This is a genomic window from Pseudomonas sp. AA-38, assembly GCF_029457475.1.
In the GTDB taxonomy this organism is placed as follows: Bacteria; Pseudomonadota; Gammaproteobacteria; order Pseudomonadales; family Pseudomonadaceae; genus Aquipseudomonas.
Window position 1 is genome coordinate 5,056,161 of sequence record NZ_CP120359.1, and the last position, 20,156, is coordinate 5,076,316.

Here is a 20,156-nt window from a genome sequence, read left to right on the forward strand (position 1 = left end):
GGCCAGACGCGCAATGAAAAAGCCCGGACATGCAGTCCGGGCTTTTTCATTGCGCAGCCGTTACAAGTAGTTGTTGGTCACTTCGTCGATGTAGCCCTCAGCGCGCATGGCGTCCAGCGCCTGCTGCAGCCGCTGCACCACCTCGTCGGGAGTATCCTTGTTCAGGGCCAGGTACAGCTCGGCATCCTTGAAACGCAACACGGTATTGAGGCCGGTAACGTCTTCCTGCTTGGCCAGGTAGCGGCCTACCGGGTCGGTGGTGGCCCACAGGTCGATCTGCCCGCGCACCAGCTTCTTCACGTTCTCCTGGTCACGCAGGGCGTTGATCGGCGCCAGGCCCTGGCTTTCCAGATTCTGGCTGACGGCGTCGTTCTTGTAGGCACCGATACGATACTTGGCCGCCTCCTTCAGGCTCGACACCTTGATGTCGCTACCCGGCGCCGCGAGCAGCACCCAGCCGGTCTTGGCGATGGGGCCAACCCACTTGAACAGCGGCTTGCGCTCCTCGGTGTAGGTGGTGGAGAACAGGCCGTAGTTGGGCTTGTCCAGGGTCAGGCGATACAGGCGATCCCAGGGAAAGCGCAGGGTCAGGGTGTAGTTGATGCCGGCGCGCTTGAACATCTCACGGACGATATCGGCACTGATGCCATCGATCGAGTCGTCACGGGCGAAGTTCTTGTCATCGATCGCCATGTTGAACGGCGGGAAATTCTCGGTCAGCAGGATCACCTTGTAATCCTGCGGCAGTTCCGCATGGGCGATACCGGCGCCGAGGCACAGGACAAACAGCAGACGTTGACTCAGTTTCTTCAGCATAAGAGCGACTCCCCAGACTTCATATCGATAGGATCGGCCCACCGCCGAGAGCACCCGCTCCCGCACGGCGCACTCACATGTAGTTTCTCTGTATCTCGTCCAGCACACCTTCGGCACGCATCTGTTCCAGAGCGGCCTGCAGGCGCTTCACCAGCTCATCCGGGGTTTCCCGGTTCAATGCCAGATAAAGTTCGGCACTGTTGAAACGCAGCACCACCTTCAAACCGCTGACGCCCTCCTGCCTGGCCAGGTAGCGCCCAGCGGGATCGCCCGTGGCCCACAGGTCGATCTGCCCGGTCATCAGCTTGCGCGCATTTTCCTGGTCGCGCAGCGAGGTGCTGTGCTCGACCCCGTGCTCGCTCAGGTACTCGGAAATGGCATCGCCCTTGTAGGCACCGATCCGGTACTGGCTGGCCTGTTCCAGGCTGTCGAGCTTCATATCGCTATCGCCCTTGGCCAGCATCACCCAGTCGTCCGGGCCGATGGGCCCGACCCACTTGAAGAGCTGTTCACGCTCGGGCAGACGCGCCGCGACGAATACGCCATAGCCCGGCTTTTCCAGCGCCAGCTTGTAGATGCGATCCCAGGGAAAGCGCAGGGTCAGACTGTAGGGCACCTCCGCCCGCTTGAACATTTCCCTGACGACATCCACGGCAATGCCTTCGATGTTTTCCTCATGCGCGAAATTCTTGCCATTGGTGGCCATGTTGTAGGGCGGGAAATTCTCGGTCAGCAGCACCACAGGTTCGCTCAACTCGGCGCGCACACTGCTGGCCAGCACCACAAGCGTGCTTCCCAGCAACATCAACATGCGTTTCAACATGGTATTTCTCGTATTCAGCAAAGCAGACCGCGCGAGGATAACCCCCATACCGGCCTCGGCACAGTGATCGATAGCCGTCTGCTGCCATCATCTGGACGAATGTGCCACTACGTGACGAAGTTCACAGTAGCAAGTTCTGCACCAGGGCCATTAGCCCCGGGAATAGGAGAAGCGCAGGGAGCGAGTGGCCAGGGGCGCCCTGCCCGCCCCTGGCAGCGCTGCGATCAGCGCACCACGATACCGCGACTGGCCAGGTAGGCCTTGGCTTCCGGCACGGTGTATTCGCCGAAGTGGAAGATGCTCGCGGCCAGCACCGCATCGGCCTTGCCTTCGAGAATGCCGTCGGCCAGGTGCTGCAGGTTGCCGACACCACCGGAGGCGATCACCGGCACGCGCACGGCCTCGCTGATGGCGCGGGTCACGCCGAGGTCGTAGCCGCTCTTCACGCCGTCCTGATCCATGCTGGTCAGCAGAATTTCACCGGCGCCCAGACCTTCCATCTTGCGTGCCCACTCCACGGCATCCAGGCCGGTGGGTTTGCGCCCGCCATGGGTGAAGATTTCCCAGCGGCCCGGCTCGCCCGGCGCGGAGACGCGCTTGGCGTCGATGGCGACGACGATGCACTGCGAGCCGAAACGTGCAGCGGCCTCACCAACGAACTCGGGGTTGAACACCGCAGCGGTGTTGATCGATACCTTGTCGGCGCCGGCATTGAGCAGGTTGCGGATGTCCTGTACAGTGCGCACGCCGCCACCGACGGTGAGCGGGATGAACACCTGGCTGGCCATGCGCTCGACGGTATGCAGGGTAGTGTCACGGCCATCGACGCTGGCGGTGATGTCGAGGAAGGTGATCTCGTCGGCGCCCTGCTCATCGTAGCGACGAGCGATCTCCACCGGATCGCCGGCATCGCGGATATTCTCGAACTTGACGCCCTTGACCACGCGGCCATTGTCCACGTCGAGGCAGGGGATGATGCGTTTAGCCAGTGCCATGTCGACTTCTCTCGTAGGGTGCGCCGCGCGCACCGATAAACCGTCAGCGGTGCGCACTGCGCACCCTACTCATTAACCTTTGAAGCTATCGCAGAAGCTCTGCGCCTCGGCCACGTCGAGGGTGCCTTCGTAGATAGCACGGCCGGTGATGGCGCCGATGATGCCGGGCGCACGCGCCAGCAGCAGCTTCTCGATATCGCCGAGGTTGTGGATGCCGCCGGAGGCGATCACCGGAATGCGGCTGGCAGCGGCCAGCGCGGCGGTGGCTTCGACGTTGCAGCCCTGCATCATGCCGTCTTTGGCAATGTCGGTATAAACGATGGCCGACACGCCATCGGCCTCGAAGCGCCTGGCCAGGTCGGTGGCCTGCACGCTGGACACCTCGGCCCAGCCATCGGTGGCGACGAAACCGTCCTTGGCATCCAGGCCGACGATCACCTTGCCGGGAAAGGCCTTGCACGCCTCGCTGACGAACTCGGGCTCCTTCACTGCCTTGGTGCCGATGATCACGTAGCTGACGCCAGCGCGCACGTAGTGCTCGATGGTTTCCAGGGTGCGTATGCCGCCGCCGATCTGGATCGGCAGGGTCGGATAACGCTTGGCGATGGCGGTGACCACTTCACCATTGACCGGCTGCCCCTCGAAGGCGCCGTTCAGATCGACCAGGTGCAGACGACGGCAGCCACCCTCGACCCACTTGGCAGCCATGCTCACCGGGTCATCGGAGAACACCGTGGAGTCTTCCATGCGGCCCTGGCGCAGACGCACGCAAGCGCCGTCCTTGAGATCGATAGCGGGGATAATCAGCATGTCTTTTTTCCTAACGTCAAAAAGAGCGGCAAGCTGCAAGCCTCGAGCTGCAGGCAGGCGCATTCGTTTCTCTTGCAGCTTGCGGCTTGTCGCTTTCAGCTACCTTTTTCGAGTGCCCAGAGGTCGCTCTCGATGCTCTCGAACCTGTCTTTCAGGTGCGCCTGCACATCGAGAATCGCCTTGTTGTAGTAGTGTGGTGCCAATTCGCGGGTGATCAGGTCGAGCACTTCCTGCACCTCGAAGGTGCCTAGCTGCAGCTCGAAACGCTCATCGAGAAAACGCTGCAACAGCAGCAATGCGGCCTGCTCCTGGGCAGGCTCCAGCGCCAGGCTCGGCACCTTGGCGCGGGCCATTACCAGCGGCCGTCCCAGGCGATGAAGTTCTGCAGCAACTGCAGGCCGTGGCTGTGGCTCTTCTCCGGATGGAACTGCACGGCGAAGCGCGAGCCTTCGGCCAGCGCGGCGGCGAAGTCCTTGCCGTAGTGACCACGACCGACCACCTGCTGCGGCTTGCCGGCCTCGATGTAATAGCTGTGCACGAAATAGAAGCGCGCATGATCGGGGATGTCGTGCCACAGCGGGTGCTTCACCGCCTGCGCCACTTCGTTCCAGCCCATGTGCGGCACCTTGAGGCGTTCGCCGTCCTCGGCCAGATCCTTGCCGAAGAAGCGCACCTGGCCGGGGAACAGGCCGATGCAGTCGACGCCGTCGTTTTCCTCGCTGCGCTCGAGCAGCGCCTGCATGCCGACGCAGATGCCGAGGAACGGGCGGTCGGCGCTGACTTCACGCACCAGCTCGTCGAAGCCCAGGCGTTTGATCTCGGCCATGCAGTCGCGGATCGCGCCGACGCCGGGGAACACCACCCGATCCGCCTCGCGGATCACCTTGGCGTCCGCGGTCACCAGCACGCGGCCGGCGCCGACGTGCTCCAGCGCCTTGGCCACCGAGTGCAGGTTGCCCATGCCATAGTCGATGACGGCTACGGTCTGCATCAGAGGCTTCCCTTGGTCGACGGCATCTGCCCGGCCATGCGCGGGTCGAGTTCCACCGCCATGCGCAGGGCACGGCCGAAGGCCTTGAACACGGTCTCGATCTGGTGGTGGGTGTTGTGCCCACGCAGGTTGTCGATGTGCAGGCTGACCTGGGCGTGGTTGACGAAGCCCTGGAAGAACTCCTGGAACAGGTCGACATCGAAGCCACCGACCACGGCGCGAGTGAACGGCACGTGCATCTGCAGGCCGGGGCGACCGGAAAAGTCGATCACCACGCGCGACAGCGCCTCGTCCAGCGGCACGTAGGAGTGGCCGTAGCGGGTCATGCCCTTCTTGTCGCCGACGGCCTTGGCGAAAGCCTGGCCAAGGGTGATGCCGACGTCTTCGACGGTATGGTGGTCGTCGATATGCAGGTCACCCTTGCAGTGGATGTCGAGGTCGATCAGGCCATGGCGGGCGATCTGGTCGAGCATGTGCTCGAGGAAGGGCACGCCAATGTCGAAGTTGGCCTTGCCAGTACCATCCAGATTGATAGAGACCTTGACCTGGGTTTCCAGGGTGTTGCGCTCGACGGATGCCGTACGTTCGGCCATCACCAGCTCCACGAATTGCCAACGGAAAAAGGCCAGCATTATAGGCGTGCCGCGGCCGCAACGGCTACCGGCGATGGTCGGACGGCCAGAATGAAAAAGCCCGTGCAGGCGCGGAGCCTGCACGGGCTTTTCGGCAAACGCGGCGTTACTGGAACAGTACGACGGTCTTCTGCAGGGTGATCCATACACCCCAGGCCAGCGGAATGCCCACCACCAGCCAGGCGGCGATGACCAGCGGCTTGCTCGACGGATCGGCCGACCACTCCAGCGCGCCCGCTGCCGGGGTGGATTTCTCGCCATGGGCACGCTCGGCGGCCAGCTCGGCCTCGCTCATGAAGTACTTGGGCGCAACCGGGCGCACCAGGGCGTTGCAGATGAAGCCCAGCACCAGCAGGCCAGCGAGGATGTACAGGGTGATGTCGTAGGCTGCGGCCTTCTCCACACCGATACTCAACTGGTACTCGCGCAGGTAGTTGACCAGCACCGGGCCGAGCACACCGGCTACCGCCCAGGCAGTCAGCAGACGACCGTGGATGGCCCCGACCATCTGCGTGCCGAACAGGTCGGCCAGGTAGGCCGGCACGGTGGCGAAGCCACCGCCGTACATCGACAGGATGATGCAGAAGGCCAGCACGAACAGCGCCAGGCTGCCCAGATGACCGAGCATTGGCACCGAAGCGTAGAGCGCCAGACCCAGGCCGAAGAACACGAAGTAGGTGCCCTTGCGGCCGATGAAGTCCGAGCAGGAGGCCCAGAAGAAGCGGCCGCCGATGTTGAACAGGCTGAGCAGGCCGGTGAAGCCCGCCGCGATCGCGGCGATTTGCGCGAGCTGAGCCGCGTCGAGCTGGTTGAAGCTCAGGTCGACACCGATCAGCTTGCCGGCGAAGACTTCCTGCAGCAGCGGCGAAGCCATGCCGATGATGCCGATGCCCGCCGATACGTTCAGGCACAGTACGGCCCAGACCAGCCAGAACTGCGGCGTTTTCAGCGCGGTATCGACGTGCACATGACCCTTGGTGATCATCGCGTTGTTGGCCTTGGCCTCTGGCGCAGCCCAGCCTGCCGGCTTCCAGCCGGTCGGCGGCACGCGATAAGCCAGTGCACCGCCCATCATGAAGATGAAGTAGATCACCGCCATGACCACGAAGCTCTGCCACACGCCGACGCTATCCGGGGTAGCGAAGTGGTTCATCAGCATCGCTGCCAGCGGCGCACCGACCATGGCACCGCCGCCGAAGCCCATGATCGCCATGCCGGTGGCCATGCCGCGCTTGTCCGGGAACCATTTGATCAGGGTGGACACCGGCGAGATGTAGCCCAGGCCCAGGCCGATACCGCCGATCACCCCCGAGCCCAGCCACAGCAGCCAGATCTGATGGGTGTAGACGCCCAGCGCGGAAATCAGCAGACCGCCACACCAGCACAGCGCCGATACCATGCCGGCCTTGCGCGGGCCGGCATGCTCCAGCCAGCCACCCCAGATGGCAGCCGAGCAGCCGAGGAAGACGAAGAACAGGGTGTAAACCCAGCCGAGCATGGAAATCTGCCAGTCGCAGTTGCTGGCGAATATCTGCTCGAAGAAGCCCATTTCCGGGGCGCAGGCCGTGGCGGCGGTGATACCCACAGCCTTGGACAGCGGCAGCCAGAACACCGAGAAGCCATAGGCCATACCGATACACAGGTGAATAGCGAGCGCGGCTGGCGGAACCAGCCAACGGTTGAAGCCGGGGCGCGCGATGATGCGTTCCTTGGAGAGGAATGCAGGCTTCGCCGCAACGCCGTTCAATGCAAGGGCGTCAGTCATAGCAGAGTCTCTATTTATGGTTGCAGACAAAGGCGCACGCGACAGCAGCCTGGCGCCAAAGTTTGCAGAGAGTAGCACCGAGCCGCGACAAAACGTCGCATAAGAATGATCTTTTTGCTTTTTTTTGCTTTTTTTCCGAGTTTTCGGCAAATCACAAAAGACAGCCTCTATTGCATGATAGAGGCCATCGATTCAAAGGCCATTACGGCCAGGTGCAATCAAGGTTGCCCAGGTTCGAGTGCAGACTCCTCGAACAAGGAACCGCTCATCCTCTTCCCGATCCAACCCCCTGCCGGTTCTCTCTGTGGCCAGGCTGTGGCACGGCCACAGGCCAACCGAACCTATCGCGACGGCGCTTGACGTTATACTGGGCGCCCTTTCATTCCAGCCATCGAAACAAGGACTCGTCCATGAAAGCGCTTGGCAAGATCCTCGGCCTCTTCCTTCTCGGATTGCTGCTGATCATAGTGGCGCTGCTGTTCGCCCTGACCCACCTGTTCGACCCCAACGACTACAAGGATGAGATTCGCCAGATCGCTCACGACAAGGCCAATCTCGACCTGCAACTCAAGGGCGACATCGGCTGGAGCCTGTTCCCCTGGCTCGGCCTGGAACTCACCGACGCCACCCTGGCCAGCGCCGACACCCCGGACAAGCCCTTCGCCGACCTGCGCATGATCGGCCTGTCGGTACGTGTACTGCCGCTGCTGCGCAAGGAAGTGCAGATGAGCGATATCCGCGTCGACGGCCTCAACCTCAACCTGCAGCGCGACGCCAAGGGCCATGGCAACTGGGAAGGCGTCGGCCGCCCGGCCAAGACCGACGGCAGCGAACAGCCCCCGGCCGAGCAGCCGCCGGTGGCGGACACCGAGCCCGGCACTGAACCGGGCAAATCCACCGCGCAACCGCTGAAACTGGATATCGACAGCCTGACCCTGAGCAACTCGCGCATCGACTACGACGATGCGCAGAAAGGCCAGCAATTCACCGTGGAGAACATCGAACTGAAGACCGGTGCTATCCGCGAAGGCGCCAGCATCCCGCTCAAGCTCAGCGCCTTCTTCGGCACCAACCAGCCGGTGCTGCGTGCGCGCAGCGAACTGGAAGGCTCGCTGCGCTTCGACCGTGCCCTCAAGCGCTACCAGCTCGAAGATCTCAAGCTGGCCGGCGAAGCCTCGGGCGAGCCACTCAATGGCAAGACCCTGAACTTCTCCGCCCAGGGGCAGTTGCTGCTCGACCAGGCCGCCAATATCGCCGAATGGAACGGCCTCAAGCTGTCCGCCAACCAATTGCGCGCCCTGGGCGAGCTCAAGGTGCGAGAGCTGGATAAGGACGCCAAGCTCGCCGGCGGCCTGTCCATCGCCGCACTCAACCTGCGCGAATTCCTCGATGGCATCGGCGTCGAACTGCCGCCCATGCGTGATGCAGGCAGCCTCAGCCAGTTCGAGCTGGTCAGCCGTCTCAACGGCTCGAGCAAGGGGCTGATGCTGGAAAACCTCGACCTCAAGCTCGACGGCAGCAGCTACAGCGGCAGCCTGGGCGTGGCCGACTTCGCCAAACAGGCGCTGCGCGCCGATCTCAAGGGCGACAAGCTCGACCTCGACCGCTACCTGCCACCCAAGAGCAAGGACAGCGCCGCCGCCGCGCGCCAGTCGGAGGTCAAGGCCAGCATCGCCGATGCCGGTTCCAGCGGCACCACGCCGCTGCCCAACGCCCCGACCCAGCAGGCCTGGAGCGACGAGAAAGTGCTGCCTATCGAGCGCCTGCGCAGCCTCGATCTGCAGCTTGCGCTGAGCCTCGGCCAGCTCACCTTCGACCAGCAGCCCTTCACCGACGTGACCCTCAAGGCCAATGGCCGTGGCGGCCTGATCACCCTGGAAGACGTGCGCGGCAAACTGCAGGGCGGCAGCTTCAGCGGCAGCGGGCGCATCGACGTGCGCCAGGCCGAGCCGATGATCAGTGTCGAGAAGCGGCTCAGCCGCATCCCCGTGGAACCCTTCCTCAAGAAGGAGGATCAACCCTCGCCCATCCGCGGGCTGCTGGATCTGGACGCCAAGTTCAACACCCGCGGCAACAGCCAGAAAGCCTGGATCGAGGCGCTCAACGGCAATGCCAGCTTCGTCCTCAACGATGGCGTGCTGGTCGGCGCCAACCTCGAACAGCAACTGTGCCGTGGCATCGCCACCCTCAACCGCAAGACCCTGAGCAACCCGCCGAGTGGCAAAGACACCCCCTTCCGCGAACTCAAGGGCAGCCTCAGCGTGCGCGATGGCGTGGCGCACAACCCGGATCTGGCCGCACAGATACCGGGCCTGGCGGTCAGCGGCGATGGCGACCTCGACCTGCGCGTGCTCGGCCTGGACTACAAGGTGGGCATCACCATCGAGGGCGACCAGCGGGAAATGCCCGACCCTGCCTGCCAGGTCAACGAGCGCTATGTCGGCATCGAATGGCCGCTGCGCTGCCGTGGCCCACTGGAAATGGGCGCCAAGGCCTGCCGCCTGGATCAGGACGGTCTCGGCAAGATCGCCGCACGCCTGGCCGGCAACAAGCTGACCGAGAAGCTGGAAGAGAAGCTCGGCGACAAGGTCAGCCCGGAACTGAAAGACGCACTCAAGGGCCTGTTCAACCGATGAGCCCGGAGCAGTTCAACAGCGCCGTGCTGGCCTGGTACGACCAGCACGGGCGCAAGGATCTGCCCTGGCAGCAGAACATCACCCCCTACCGCGTCTGGGTTTCGGAAATCATGCTGCAGCAGACCCAGGTCAGCACCGTGCTCGGCTACTTCGACCGCTTTATGGCCGCGCTCCCCACAGTGCGCGACCTGGCCGAGGCGCCCGAGGACGAAGTGCTGCATCTATGGACAGGCCTGGGCTACTACACTCGCGCACGCAACCTGCAGAAAACCGCGCAGATCGTCATGCGCGAGCACGGCGGCGAATTCCCCCGCAGCGTCGAAGCCCTCAGCGAGCTGCCCGGCATCGGCCGCTCCACGGCCGGCGCCATCGCCAGCCTGAGCATGGGCCTGCGTGCGCCGATCCTCGACGGCAACGTCAAACGCGTGCTGGCGCGCTACGTGGCGCAAGAGGGCTACCCAGGCGAGCCCAAGGTGGCCAAGCAACTCTGGGACGTAGCCGAGCGCCTCACCCCGCACGAGCGCGTCGGCCACTACACCCAGGCGATGATGGATCTCGGCGCCACCCTCTGCACCCGCAGCAAACCCACCTGCCTGCTGTGCCCGGTGCGCAGTGGCTGCCAGGCGCACCTGCTCGGCCTGGAGATTCGCTACCCGGTGCCCAAGCCGCGCAAGGCACTGCCGCAGAAGCGCACCCTGATGCCGCTGCTGGTCAACCAGGCGGGCGACATCCTGCTCTATCGCCGCCCGGCCACCGGCCTGTGGGGCGGGCTGTGGAGCCTGCCGGAGCTGGACGACCTGGCCCAGCTCGACGACCTCGCCGGGCAGCAGCGGTTAAGCCTCGGCAAACGCCGCGAACTGGAAGGCCTGACCCACACCTTCAGCCACTTCCAGCTAGCCATCGAACCCTGGCTGATCGAGGCCACCGAGCAGCCCGGCCGCGTGGCCGAGGCCGACTGGCTCTGGTATAACCTCGCCACCCCGCCGCGCCTGGGTCTCGCCGCCCCGGTGAAGAAGCTACTGAAACGCGCGGCGCAAGCCATTACCGCTGGAGAATCGACATGACCCGCACCGTACAGTGCCGCAAATACAAACAGGAACTGCCCGGCCTGGATCGCGCGCCCTACCCCGGCCCCAAGGGCGAAGACATCTTCAATAACGTTTCCAAGCAGGCCTGGGACGAGTGGCAGAAACACCAGACCATGCTGATCAACGAACGCCGCCTGAACATGATGAACGCCGAGGATCGCAAGTTCCTCCAGGTGGAGATGGACAAGTTCCTTTCCGGTGAGGAATACGCCCAGGCCGAAGGCTACGTACCGCCGAGCGAGTAAGGGCAACCATGGGACGGCTTCGGGTAGGGTGCGCCATGCGCACCAGCCGCCAGGCTCTCGATAGCGGTGCGCACGGCGCACCCTACCGCCATTAACCTAAGCGCCCGAAATAATTAAATATTTTTCAAACCCGCGCTTGACACTGATCCGTCAAATCCGTCTAATAGCGCCCCGTTGGCCCAGGTAGCTCAGTTGGTAGAGCAGGGGATTGAAAATCCCCGTGTCGGCGGTTCGATTCCGTCCCTGGGCACCACTGATTGATTACAAGAAGCCTCAGCCATGCGCTGGGGCTTTTTGCTTTCTGCTCCGACAATAATCGCGCGTCATTTTTCGCCTGCGCGACAAGCTGCTGCAACCAGGCGACACCCTGGGCACGGACCCGCCTTCAGGCCGGCAAACGGCTTGGCGGTCACGAAACCGCTATGCTAGCTTGGCCGCCTGCCAGGACGGTCTGCAGCCCGCCGGAGCGCTATCGAAGAAGAAGAGGATTCCACCCCATGGCCGAGGCGACGCCCGCGCTGGACATTCGCAACCTGCACAAACGCTACGGCGACCTCGAAGTGCTCAAGGGCATTTCCCTGACAGCCAAAGACGGCGACGTCATCTCCATCCTCGGCTCCTCTGGCTCCGGCAAGTCCACCTTCCTGCGCTGCATCAACCTGCTGGAGAACCCGCACGAAGGGCAGATCTTCGTCGCCGGTGAGGAGCTCAAGCTCAAGGCCGCGAAGAACGGCGAGCTGGTGGCCGCCGACAATCAGCAGATCAACCGCCTGCGCAGCGAGATCGGCTTCGTCTTCCAAAACTTCAATCTGTGGCCGCACATGAGTGTGCTCGACAACATCATCGAGGCACCGCGCCGCGTGCTCGGCCAGAGCAAGGCCGAGGCCATCGAAGTGGCCGAAGCGCTGCTGGCCAAGGTCGGCATCGCCGACAAGCGCCACGTCTACCCCAACCAGCTTTCCGGTGGTCAGCAACAACGCGCGGCCATCGCGCGCACCCTGGCCATGCAGCCCAAGGTCATCCTGTTCGACGAGCCCACTTCGGCCCTCGACCCGGAGATGGTACAAGAAGTGCTTAACGTGATCCGCGCGCTTGCCGATGAAGGGCGCACCATGCTGCTGGTGACCCACGAGATGAACTTCGCTCGCCAGGTATCCAGCGAAGTGGTGTTCCTGCATCAGGGTCTGGTCGAGGAACAGGGGCCACCGGCCCAGGTGTTCGACAACCCGCTATCGGCTCGCTGTAAACAATTCATGTCCAGCAATCGCTAACACGGAGCAAACCCCATGCACAGTTACAAGAAGATCCTGCTGGCTGCGGCCGCTACCCTGGCCTTCGGCACCCAGGCCATCGCTGCCGACAAGCTGAAGATCGGCACCGAAGGCGCCTACCCGCCCTTCAACCTGATCGACGCCAGCGGCAAGGCTACCGGCTTCGACGTCGAGATCGGCCAGGCCCTGTGCGCCAAGATGAAGGCCGAGTGCGAGGTGGTCACCTCCGACTGGGACGGCATCATCCCGGCACTCAATGCCAAGAAGTTCGACTTCCTCATCGCCTCCATGTCGATCACCGACGAGCGCAAGCAGGCCGTGGACTTCACCGATCCCTACTACACCAACAAGCTGCAGTTCATCGCCCCGAAAGACGCTGACTTCAAGACCGACAAGGACAGCCTCAAGGGCAAGGTGATCGGCGCCCAGCGCTCGACCATCGCCGGCACCTGGCTGGAAGAGAACCTCGAAGACGTCGTCGATATCAAGCTCTATGACACCCAGGAAAACGCCTACCTGGATCTGGCTTCCGGTCGCGTCGATGGCGTGCTGGCGGACAAGTTCGTCAACTGGGAATGGCTCAAGAGCGATGCCGGCAAGGACTTCGAGTTCAAGGGCGAGCCGGTGTTCGATAACGACAAGATCGGCATTGCCGTGCGTAAGGGCGACCCGCTGCGCGAGAAACTCAACACCGCACTGAAGGAAATCGTCGCTGACGGCACCTACAAGCAGATCAACGACAAGTACTTCCCGTTCAGCATCTATTGATGCGCCCCGGCGCCCCGAACCGGGGCGCCCCTGCACCGACTAGAAACCAAGACCATGATTCTTGACCTGCATGGCTTCGGCAACCAGCTTGCCGAAGGCACGCTCATGACCATCAAGCTCTCGCTGGCCGCCGTGTCGGCGGGACTGCTCCTGGGTCTGCTGGGCGCCGTCGCCAAGACCTCCCGCTTCCGCGCCCTGCGTGCGCTGGCCACGCTCTACACCACGGTGGTGCGTGGCGTGCCCGAAACGCTATGGGTGCTCATGGTCTACTTCGGTACCGTCAGTGGTCTGAATGCCCTGGGCAGCCTGTTCGGCCATCCCGACCTGGCGCTGTCGCCCTTCGCCGCTGGCACCTGCGCCCTGGCGCTGTGCTTCGGCGCCTACGCCACGGAAGTGCTGCGCGGCGCCCTGCTGGCGATCCCCAAGGGCCACCGTGAAGCCGGGCAGACGCTCGGACTTTCCTCGGCACGCATCTTCTGGCGCATCATCCTGCCGCAGGTCTGGCGTGTCGCCCTGCCCGGCCTGGGCAACCTGTATCTGGTGCTGCTCAAGGACACCGCGCTGGTCTCGCTGATCTCCCTCGACGAGATCATGCGCAAGGCCAGCATCGCCTCCAACGCCACCAAGGAACCCTTCACCTTCTACCTGACGGCGGCGCTCATCTACCTGGGCCTGACCGTCGTCGCCATGACCATCATGCACCTGGCGGAAAAACGCGTCAGTCAGGGCTTCACGAGGAACGAGCTATGAGCGAGTGGGAACTGCTCGCCAAGTGGACGCCCAAGATGCTCGAGGGCGCCCTGCTCACCCTGGAGCTGCTGGGCCTGTCGGCCATCATCGGCCTGATACTCGCCGTGCCGCTGGGTATCGCCCGCGCATCCCGGCACTGGTACGTGCGCGCCCTGCCCTACGGCTACATCTTCTTCTTCCGTGGCACCCCGCTGCTGCTGCAACTGGCCCTGGTGTACTACGGGCTGGCGCAGTTCGAGGCCGTGCGCAAGAGCATGCTCTGGCCTTACCTGCGCGATCCGTTCTTCTGCACCCTGCTGGCCATGTCGCTGCACACGGCAGCCTATATCGCCGAGATTCTGCGCGGCGCCATCCAGGCCATTCCCAAGGGAGAAGTGGAAGCGGCGCGTTCGCTGGGCATGTCGCGCAGGCAGGCGCTGCTGTACATCATCCTGCCACGCGCCGCGCGCATCGCCCTGCCGGCCTACAGCAACGAGGTCATCCTCATGCTCAAGGCCAGCGCCGTGGTCTACACCGTGACCCTGTACGACCTGATGGGCATGGCCAAGACCATTGCCGCGAAGAACTACCAGTACATGCTGTTCTTCTGCTACGCCGGCCTCTTCTACCTGCTCATCACCCTGGTGCTGACCCTGATGTTCCGCTGCCTGGAGCGCTGGCTGCGGGTCGACGCCAGCCAGGGCCGCTGATACGCCGCCATGCCGGTGTAGGCGCGAACATTCGCGATAGGCTTTGGCTCCGTGCCTGGCCAGATCGCGAATGAATTCGCTCCTACAGGATTGGGCAGTCCCCTGACTGACTGGCATCAGGCGCTACCCGGTAGTTCTTCCACAGCCTGCTAGAATCCGCGATTCCCGGCCCTGCCCAGTTGTGCACCATGCCAGACACCATCCTCCAAGGCCCTGTACTGCTCGAACGCTTTCAGGCACTCGACGCCTGGATCGATGAGCACCAGCGGCTCTGGCGCCCCAAGCCCTTCACCCACTTGCAACTGCCCTGGGAAGGCGACTGGCCCGAACTCGCCACCTGGCTGCGCAGCCGCACCCTGGAACAAGCCGAGGCCGACCACGGCGAACCCTGGACGCTCGATGCCCCCGCCCCGTTCCGGAAATGGGCAGTGCAAGCGCGTGAGCTGGCCAGCGTTGGCAGCCTGCCAGGCAGAGCCGATGAGACTCCACCCAGTGCGCGCCATCTGCACGATATTCCCGGACGTAAACTGGAGCAGATCCAGGCCTTCGCCAGCCGCCTGCAGTTCAATACTGCTCCCAGCCACTGGCTCGATTGGTGCTCGGGCAAAGGCCACCTGGGACGCTGGCTGGCCCGTGGCGGACAACAGCTGACCTGCCTGGAATACGACCCAGCCCTGGTGACAGCGGGCGCCGCCCTCAGCCAGCGCCTGAACATCGCCGCCGAGCACCTGTGCCAGGACGTCATGGCTGATGACGCCAGCTTGCGCCTGCAACCCGAACACAGCCCGGTGGCCCTGCATGCCTGTGGCGACCTGCACGTGCGTCTGCTGCAACTGGCCAGTACCAAGGGCTGCATGTACCTGGCCGTGGCACCCTGCTGTTACAACCGCATCCGCACGGCGCACTATCGGCCACTCAGCACTGCGGCCCAGGCCTCCAGCCTGCAACTCTCCCGAGACGATCTGGGCCTGCCGCTGAGCGAAACCGTCACGGCCGGCGCCCGCACCAGACGCCAGCGAGATCGCTCCATGGCCTGGCGCCTGGCCTTCGACCTGCTGCAACGGCGCCTGCGCGGCACGGATCAATACCTCACCACCCCCGCTCTGGCCAACCACTGGTTCGATAAGCCCTTCGCCGACTTCTGCCGCGACCTGGCCACCCTGCGAGATGTCCCCGCCCCTGGTGATGAAGATTGGCCTGCGCTGGAGGCCCAGGGCTGGCAACGCCTGGCCATGGTGCGCAACCTGGAGCTGGTTCGCGGCCTGTTTCGCCGCCCGCTGGAACTCTGGTTGCTGCTCGACCGCGCCCTCTACCTGCAGGAGCAGGGCTACGACGTACGCCTGGGCAGCTTCTGCGATTACCGCCTCAGCCCACGCAACCTCCTGCTGCTGGCCGAGCGCTCCTGAGTTGCTCACAGAAGCTGTGGATAACTCTGTTGATGCTGACTGGGCAACTGCCTGCAACGACCGCGCAGAAAGGCCCGCGCATAGCTGATCATTTTCTGAACAGTAACGCTAAACCCTAGATAAAACAGCCACTTGCAGAAAAGCGTGATGAAAGTCAAACCTTTCATGCCTGCCGCTGGAAGATAAATTCCGATTGTGCATAAGCCAGCGGACGCTGATAGCGCGCGCAGGAATTCCGAGCATGATCATGGCTTTACGCGAGCCAATGAATGGATATAATGGCGCCCCCACCTATGCCGGTATAGCTCAGCTGGTAGAGCAACTGACTTGTAATCAGTAGGTCCCGGGTTCGACTCCTGGTGCCGGCACCATAGAATTGACGACTTAGGCTCACCTCAGGGTGGCCTTTTTCGTTTTTGCTTGGCACATTTCCGCTGCTCAAGGTTTTCGGTGCCCAATCATCGAGGGCACCTACTGGCTGCTGCCTTTTCCTGAGCAGTGGAGAAAACAATCCCCAATCAATTCGGCTACTGGCCCTTATTGGGACTGCCCAACTGCAGCCCGCCGCCCGGCTTGGGTTAGAATCCCCGGCATTTATGCCATCAGGATCGGCACCCGCCCTGGGTGCCCACTAGGGATTTCGCAATGCCCCTCACCCTGCAACAACTGGAACGTCACCTGTTCAAGGCCGCCGATATTCTGCGCGGCAAGATGGATGCCTCGGAGTTCAAGGAATACATCTTCGGCATGCTGTTCCTCAAGCGCTGTTCCGACGTATTCGAGGAGCGCTACGAGCAGGTCGTTGCCGACCAGATGAGCGCCGGCAAGAGCAAGTCCGAGGCCTGTGCCACGGCGGAAAATCCGCACTGGTACAAGCTCCATGGCAATTTCTGGGTGCCCGTCCATTCGCGCTTCTGGTACCTGCTCAACGAAGCCCATATCAACGTTGGCGATCTGCTGAACAAGGCGCTGGCCGGCATCGAGGAAAACAACATATCCCTCAACGGGGTACTGGAGCATATCGACTTCACCCGCAAGGTCGGCCAGAGCAAGATCCCCGACCAGAAGCTGCGTCAGCTCATCAGCCACTTCGGTGAAGTGCGCCTGCGCAACAGCGACTTCGAGTTCCCCGACCTGCTGGGTGCTGCCTACGAGTACCTGATCGCCGAGTTCGCCGACTCGGCCGGCAAGAAAGGCGGCGAGTTCTATACGCCGCGCTCGGTGGTACGGCTGATGGTGCAATTGCTCAAGCCAACCCTTGATCACGACATCTATGACCCCTGCTGCGGCTCGGGCGGCATGCTGATCGCCGCCAAGGAATACATCGACGAGCACGGCGAAGACGGCCGCAAGGCCAACCTGTTCGGCCAGGAATTCAACGGCACCGTCTGGTCCATCGCGCAGATGAACATGTTGCTGCACGGCATCAGCAACGCCTGGCTGGAGAACGAAGACACCCTGGCCGACCCTCGGCATATCGAGAACGGCGAACTGCGCCGCTTCGACCGCATCCTCACCAACCCGCCGTTTTCCATCAACTGGGGCCACACCGAGAAAAACCCAGATGGCAGCCTGGCCTGGAACCCGACCTTACGCGAGGAACGCTTCCGCTTTGGCGAAGTGCCGCTGGGCTCGAAAAAGGCGGATCTGATGTTCCTCCAGCACATGCTCGCCGTCACCCGCGACGAGGGCATGATCGCCACCGTACTGCCCCACGGCGTGCTGTTCCGCGGTGGAGAGGAGCGCGGCATTCGCGCCGGCATCATCGAGAACGACCTGCTCGAAGCGGTGATCGGCCTGCCAGCCAATCTGTTCTACGGCACCGGCATCCCGGCCTGCATCCTGATCCTGCGCCAACAGAAGCAGGAAGGCGCCAACCGGGTCAGCGCCAAGCCTGCCGCGCGCCAGGGCAAGGTGCTGTTCATCAACGCCGACCGCGAGTACTTCGAGGGCCGCGCGCAGAACCATCTGCTGCCCGAGCATATTGAGAAGATCAGCACCGCCTTCGACGAATTCCGCCGCATCGACGGCCTCAGCGATGTGGTGGACATCGCCACCCTGCGCGCCAACGACTACAACCTGAACATCCGCCGCTATGTGGACAACGCCCCGCCGCCCGAGCCCCATGATGTGCGTGCTCACCTGCTGGGTGGCGTGCCCAAGGCCGAAGTCGAAGCGAAAGCGCCGCTGTTCGCCGCCCATGGCCTCGACCCGCATGACCTGTTCATCGCGCGCGACGCCCAGTATTTCGACTTTCGCCATGAGCTGAGCCGCCGCGCCGACCTCAAGCCGGCCATCGAAGGCAATGCCGGCCTGTTAGCCAAAGAAGCCGCCCTGCGCGATACCTTCGAGACCTGGTGGTACCTGCACAGCCCACGCATCACCGCCCTGGCAGGCAAGCTGGATAACAGCGCCGCCCTGGTCGAGCTGCGCGGCGAGCTACTAAACAGTTTTAGCCAGACCCTGGAAGGCATCGGCCTGCTCGACCCCTTCCAGGTGCGGGGCATCGTCGCCGGCTTCTGGTACCAGAGCAAATACGACTTTCTCGGTTTGATGGCCCGTGGCAGTCGGGGCGTGATCGACGCCTGGCGCACCAGCATCATCACCGCCCTGGAAGACAAGGCCAGCAAGCAAAGCCCGCTGGAACACAAGCTGGTGAAATTCCTGCTCGGCGATTTCGTCGCCGGGTTGGCCGAGCTGGAGGCGAAAAAGGCCGAGCTGGACAGCCAACTCAAGGCCGCCGCCCCCAGCAAAGGGGAAGATGCCGACGAGGCCGACAGCCAGGCGGACGCCGATGACGAGGAAAACCCCATCGACGAAGCCCAGCTCAAGGCCTGGAAGGCCGAGCTGGCCAAGGTGAAGAAACAGCTCAAGACCCAGCAGGAAAACTTCGCCAGCCACCTGAACAAGGCCGTCGACGGACTGGACGAGGCGCAGACCGCCGAGTTGCTGCTGACCATTCTGCATAACGATATGCAAGCCATCGTCGAGCGCTATATCGCCGCCCAGCGCAAGCAGATAGTCGCCGCCTTCGAGAACTGGTGGGACAAGTATCGGGTGACGCTGAATGAGATCGAGCAGAAGCGCGATGCGGCAGCGAAGGAGTTACAGGGGTTCCTGAAGGGGTTGGGGTATGTCTAAGCCGATACAATCACCATTCCCTCGATATCAACTGGCCGAGCTAGCGGCGCTGGGCACAGACACATTCGTAGATGGACCTTTCGGTTCCGGTCTCAAGTCACATGAGTACGTCGATGCCGGTGTTCGGCTAATCCAGCTACAAAATATCGGTGAAGGCAAGTGGCATGACGAGAACAAAAAGTTCATTACTCCTCGAAAGTTTAAGACTCTCGAACGCCATGGCGCAGTTCCAGGTGATATAGCCATCGCAAAGATGGCTGACCCGGTAGCACGGGCTTGTCTTGTGCCACCAGTGTCGAAGCAGTTCGTCGTAGTGGCTGATTGCATTCGGCTTCGCTTGGATCAGTCTCGCTTTGATCCCGGCTTCGTTGTTCGGTCAATCAACAGTCCTTACACGCGCCGAGAGGCCGAGAAGAAAGCAATCGGCTCAACACGAGTACGGATCAATCTTAGTGTGCTGAAGACGGTCGGCTGCCTGGCTCCAGAACTTATAGAGCAGCAAGCGATCACGCGAATCCTCGACACCCTCGACACTGCCATCTGCGAAACCGAGGCACTGATCAATAAGCTCAAGGCCGTCAAGCAGGGTCTGCTACAAGACCTGCTGACCCGCGGCATCGATACCAACGGCCAACTGCGCCCCCCGCAGAGCGAAGCGCCGCAGCTCTACAAAGAGTCACTGTTGGGGTGGATTCCGAGGGGATGGGAATTGCGAGAACTTGGAAAGCTGGCAGAAGTTTCGCGCGGTAAATTCACACATAGACCGAGGAATGATCCTGCTTTCTTTGATGGAGAATACCCATTCATCCAAACTGGAGACGTCGCACTAGCTCAGGGAGGCTACATATCCAGCTACTCCCAAACGCTAAGTGAGCGGGGCATTACCGTAAGCCAAGAGTTCCCGGCTGGCACTATCGCCATTACGATCGCAGCCAACATTGCAGATACCGCAATTCTAGCGCGCCCGATGTTCTTTCCAGACAGCGTTGTAGGGGCTGTAGTTGCGCCAGAACACAACATCCGCTTTGTTGAACTGTCGATTCGCCGGGCAAAGAGAACCCTGGATGCTCGCGCTCCTCAGAGCGCACAGAAAAATATCAACCTCCAAGACCTACGCCCGCTCTTATTAGCAGTGCCAGATAGGATCGAGCAAGATGCCATTGCGGAGCGTTATAACGCGATTCAGGCACGGCTGGAGGCGGAACAAATTGCTGTGAACAAGCTGTGCCAGAAAAAACTCAGCCTAATGGATGACCTGCTAACCGGCCGCGTCCGCGTCACCCCACTGCTGGAATCCATGCTGCAAACGACTGCACCAACGGGAGCCTGA

Annotated in this window: 18 protein-coding genes and 2 tRNA genes; 12 read left to right on the plus strand and 8 right to left on the minus strand. The window is 62.6% G+C overall.

Annotated features, from left to right (window positions below; all coding sequences use genetic code 11):
- Positions 1-60 precede the first annotated feature (60 nt).
- From PVE35_RS23205 to PVE35_RS23240, 8 genes are all read right to left on the minus strand, one after another.
- Positions 61-816 (minus strand): ABC transporter substrate-binding protein, encoded by a 756-nt coding sequence (locus tag PVE35_RS23205; protein ID WP_268179427.1) that lies wholly within the window; start codon positions 814-816, stop codon positions 61-63.
- 73 nt (positions 817-889) lie between these two features.
- On the minus strand, positions 890-1,639 hold the full coding sequence (locus tag PVE35_RS23210; RefSeq protein WP_268179428.1) for an ABC transporter substrate-binding protein: 750 nt from the start codon (positions 1,637-1,639) through the stop codon (positions 890-892).
- A 224-nt stretch (positions 1,640-1,863) separates the two neighbouring features.
- On the minus strand, positions 1,864-2,634 hold the full coding sequence (gene hisF / locus PVE35_RS23215; RefSeq protein WP_004374000.1) for an imidazole glycerol phosphate synthase subunit HisF: 771 nt from the start codon (positions 2,632-2,634) through the stop codon (positions 1,864-1,866).
- A 72-nt stretch (positions 2,635-2,706) separates the two neighbouring features.
- On the minus strand, positions 2,707-3,444 hold the full coding sequence (gene hisA, locus PVE35_RS23220; protein ID WP_268179429.1) for a 1-(5-phosphoribosyl)-5-[(5-phosphoribosylamino)methylideneamino]imidazole-4-carboxamide isomerase: 738 nt from the start codon (positions 3,442-3,444) through the stop codon (positions 2,707-2,709).
- Between the two features lie 95 nt (positions 3,445-3,539).
- Positions 3,540-3,797, minus strand: a complete 258-nt coding sequence (locus PVE35_RS23225) for a DUF2164 domain-containing protein (protein WP_268179430.1) — start codon at positions 3,795-3,797, stop codon at positions 3,540-3,542.
- Positions 3,797-4,435 carry an imidazole glycerol phosphate synthase subunit HisH gene (gene hisH / locus PVE35_RS23230; RefSeq protein WP_268179431.1) on the minus strand — a complete coding sequence of 213 codons (639 nt, stop codon included), beginning with the start codon at positions 4,433-4,435 and terminating at the stop codon, positions 3,797-3,799. Before hisH ends, PVE35_RS23225 begins: the two co-directional genes overlap by 1 nt.
- On the minus strand, positions 4,435-5,028 hold the full coding sequence (gene hisB / locus PVE35_RS23235) for an imidazoleglycerol-phosphate dehydratase HisB (RefSeq protein ID WP_268179432.1): 594 nt from the start codon (positions 5,026-5,028) through the stop codon (positions 4,435-4,437). The genes hisH and hisB overlap by 1 nt, the downstream gene beginning before the upstream one ends.
- Positions 5,029-5,173: 145 nt before the next feature.
- Positions 5,174-6,832 carry an OFA family MFS transporter gene (locus PVE35_RS23240; RefSeq protein WP_268179433.1) on the minus strand — a complete coding sequence of 553 codons (1,659 nt, stop codon included), beginning with the start codon at positions 6,830-6,832 and terminating at the stop codon, positions 5,174-5,176.
- Positions 6,833-7,242: 410 nt separating this feature from the next.
- Here PVE35_RS23240 and PVE35_RS23245 point away from each other — a divergent pair, with 410 nt between their 5' ends.
- From PVE35_RS23245 to PVE35_RS23300, 12 genes are all read left to right on the plus strand, one after another.
- Positions 7,243-9,468: an AsmA family protein gene (locus PVE35_RS23245; protein ID WP_277373126.1), complete on the plus strand. Its 2,226-nt coding sequence runs from the start codon at positions 7,243-7,245 to the stop codon at positions 9,466-9,468.
- Positions 9,465-10,532 (plus strand): A/G-specific adenine glycosylase, encoded by a 1,068-nt coding sequence (gene mutY, locus PVE35_RS23250; protein ID WP_277373127.1) that lies wholly within the window; start codon positions 9,465-9,467, stop codon positions 10,530-10,532. Before PVE35_RS23245 ends, mutY begins: the two co-directional genes overlap by 4 nt.
- On the plus strand, positions 10,529-10,801 hold the full coding sequence (locus PVE35_RS23255; RefSeq protein ID WP_268179436.1) for an oxidative damage protection protein: 273 nt from the start codon (positions 10,529-10,531) through the stop codon (positions 10,799-10,801). Before mutY ends, PVE35_RS23255 begins: the two co-directional genes overlap by 4 nt.
- A 177-nt stretch (positions 10,802-10,978) precedes the next feature.
- Positions 10,979-11,054, plus strand: a tRNA-Phe gene (locus tag PVE35_RS23260).
- Between the two features lie 244 nt (positions 11,055-11,298).
- Positions 11,299-12,072 carry an ABC transporter ATP-binding protein gene (locus PVE35_RS23265; protein ID WP_268179437.1) on the plus strand — a complete coding sequence of 258 codons (774 nt, stop codon included), beginning with the start codon at positions 11,299-11,301 and terminating at the stop codon, positions 12,070-12,072.
- A 15-nt stretch (positions 12,073-12,087) separates the two neighbouring features.
- Complete coding sequence (locus PVE35_RS23270; protein WP_277373128.1) at positions 12,088-12,840, plus strand: ABC transporter substrate-binding protein; 753 nt, start codon at positions 12,088-12,090, stop codon at positions 12,838-12,840.
- A gap of 54 nt (positions 12,841-12,894) precedes the next feature.
- Positions 12,895-13,590 (plus strand): ABC transporter permease, encoded by a 696-nt coding sequence (locus tag PVE35_RS23275; RefSeq protein WP_268179439.1) that lies wholly within the window; start codon positions 12,895-12,897, stop codon positions 13,588-13,590.
- Positions 13,587-14,279, plus strand: a complete 693-nt coding sequence (locus tag PVE35_RS23280) for an ABC transporter permease (RefSeq protein WP_268179440.1) — start codon at positions 13,587-13,589, stop codon at positions 14,277-14,279. Before PVE35_RS23275 ends, PVE35_RS23280 begins: the two co-directional genes overlap by 4 nt.
- Before the next feature lie 188 nt (positions 14,280-14,467).
- The gene (locus PVE35_RS23285) at positions 14,468-15,685 is read left to right on the plus strand and encodes a methyltransferase (protein WP_277373129.1); all 1,218 of its coding nucleotides are present in this window, start codon (positions 14,468-14,470) and stop codon (positions 15,683-15,685) included.
- A 295-nt stretch (positions 15,686-15,980) separates the two neighbouring features.
- A tRNA-Thr gene (locus tag PVE35_RS23290) sits at positions 15,981-16,056 on the plus strand.
- A 274-nt stretch (positions 16,057-16,330) separates the two neighbouring features.
- Positions 16,331-18,826 carry an N-6 DNA methylase gene (locus PVE35_RS23295; protein WP_277373130.1) on the plus strand — a complete coding sequence of 832 codons (2,496 nt, stop codon included), beginning with the start codon at positions 16,331-16,333 and terminating at the stop codon, positions 18,824-18,826.
- Positions 18,819-20,156 carry a restriction endonuclease subunit S gene (locus PVE35_RS23300; RefSeq protein ID WP_277373131.1) on the plus strand — a complete coding sequence of 446 codons (1,338 nt, stop codon included), beginning with the start codon at positions 18,819-18,821 and terminating at the stop codon, positions 20,154-20,156. The genes PVE35_RS23295 and PVE35_RS23300 overlap by 8 nt, the downstream gene beginning before the upstream one ends.

What these genes read in the sequence shown, in the direction of transcription:
- PVE35_RS23280 (WP_268179440.1), top strand. Translation starts at nt 13,587, where the DNA reads ATGAGCGAGTGGGAACTGCTCGCCAAGTGGACGCCCAAGATGCTCGAG.
- PVE35_RS23255 (WP_268179436.1), top strand. Translation starts at nt 10,529, where the DNA reads ATGACCCGCACCGTACAGTGCCGCAAATACAAACAGGAACTGCCCGGC.
- hisH (WP_268179431.1), bottom strand. Translation starts at nt 4,435, where the DNA reads ATGCAGACCGTAGCCGTCATCGACTATGGCATGGGCAACCTGCACTCG.
- mutY (WP_277373127.1), top strand. Translation starts at nt 9,465, where the DNA reads ATGAGCCCGGAGCAGTTCAACAGCGCCGTGCTGGCCTGGTACGACCAG.
- PVE35_RS23225 (WP_268179430.1), bottom strand. Translation starts at nt 3,797, where the DNA reads ATGGCCCGCGCCAAGGTGCCGAGCCTGGCGCTGGAGCCTGCCCAGGAG.
- hisF (WP_004374000.1), bottom strand. Translation starts at nt 2,634, where the DNA reads ATGGCACTGGCTAAACGCATCATCCCCTGCCTCGACGTGGACAATGGC.
- PVE35_RS23210 (WP_268179428.1), bottom strand. Translation starts at nt 1,639, where the DNA reads ATGTTGAAACGCATGTTGATGTTGCTGGGAAGCACGCTTGTGGTGCTG.
- PVE35_RS23265 (WP_268179437.1), top strand. Translation starts at nt 11,299, where the DNA reads ATGGCCGAGGCGACGCCCGCGCTGGACATTCGCAACCTGCACAAACGC.
- PVE35_RS23245 (WP_277373126.1), top strand. Translation starts at nt 7,243, where the DNA reads ATGAAAGCGCTTGGCAAGATCCTCGGCCTCTTCCTTCTCGGATTGCTG.
- PVE35_RS23240 (WP_268179433.1), bottom strand. Translation starts at nt 6,832, where the DNA reads ATGACTGACGCCCTTGCATTGAACGGCGTTGCGGCGAAGCCTGCATTC.
- PVE35_RS23300 (WP_277373131.1), top strand. Translation starts at nt 18,819, where the DNA reads ATGTCTAAGCCGATACAATCACCATTCCCTCGATATCAACTGGCCGAG.
- PVE35_RS23295 (WP_277373130.1), top strand. Translation starts at nt 16,331, where the DNA reads ATGCCCCTCACCCTGCAACAACTGGAACGTCACCTGTTCAAGGCCGCC.
- hisA (WP_268179429.1), bottom strand. Translation starts at nt 3,444, where the DNA reads ATGCTGATTATCCCCGCTATCGATCTCAAGGACGGCGCTTGCGTGCGT.
- PVE35_RS23285 (WP_277373129.1), top strand. Translation starts at nt 14,468, where the DNA reads ATGCCAGACACCATCCTCCAAGGCCCTGTACTGCTCGAACGCTTTCAG.
- PVE35_RS23275 (WP_268179439.1), top strand. Translation starts at nt 12,895, where the DNA reads ATGATTCTTGACCTGCATGGCTTCGGCAACCAGCTTGCCGAAGGCACG.
- PVE35_RS23205 (WP_268179427.1), bottom strand. Translation starts at nt 816, where the DNA reads ATGCTGAAGAAACTGAGTCAACGTCTGCTGTTTGTCCTGTGCCTCGGC.
- hisB (WP_268179432.1), bottom strand. Translation starts at nt 5,028, where the DNA reads ATGGCCGAACGTACGGCATCCGTCGAGCGCAACACCCTGGAAACCCAG.
- PVE35_RS23270 (WP_277373128.1), top strand. Translation starts at nt 12,088, where the DNA reads ATGCACAGTTACAAGAAGATCCTGCTGGCTGCGGCCGCTACCCTGGCC.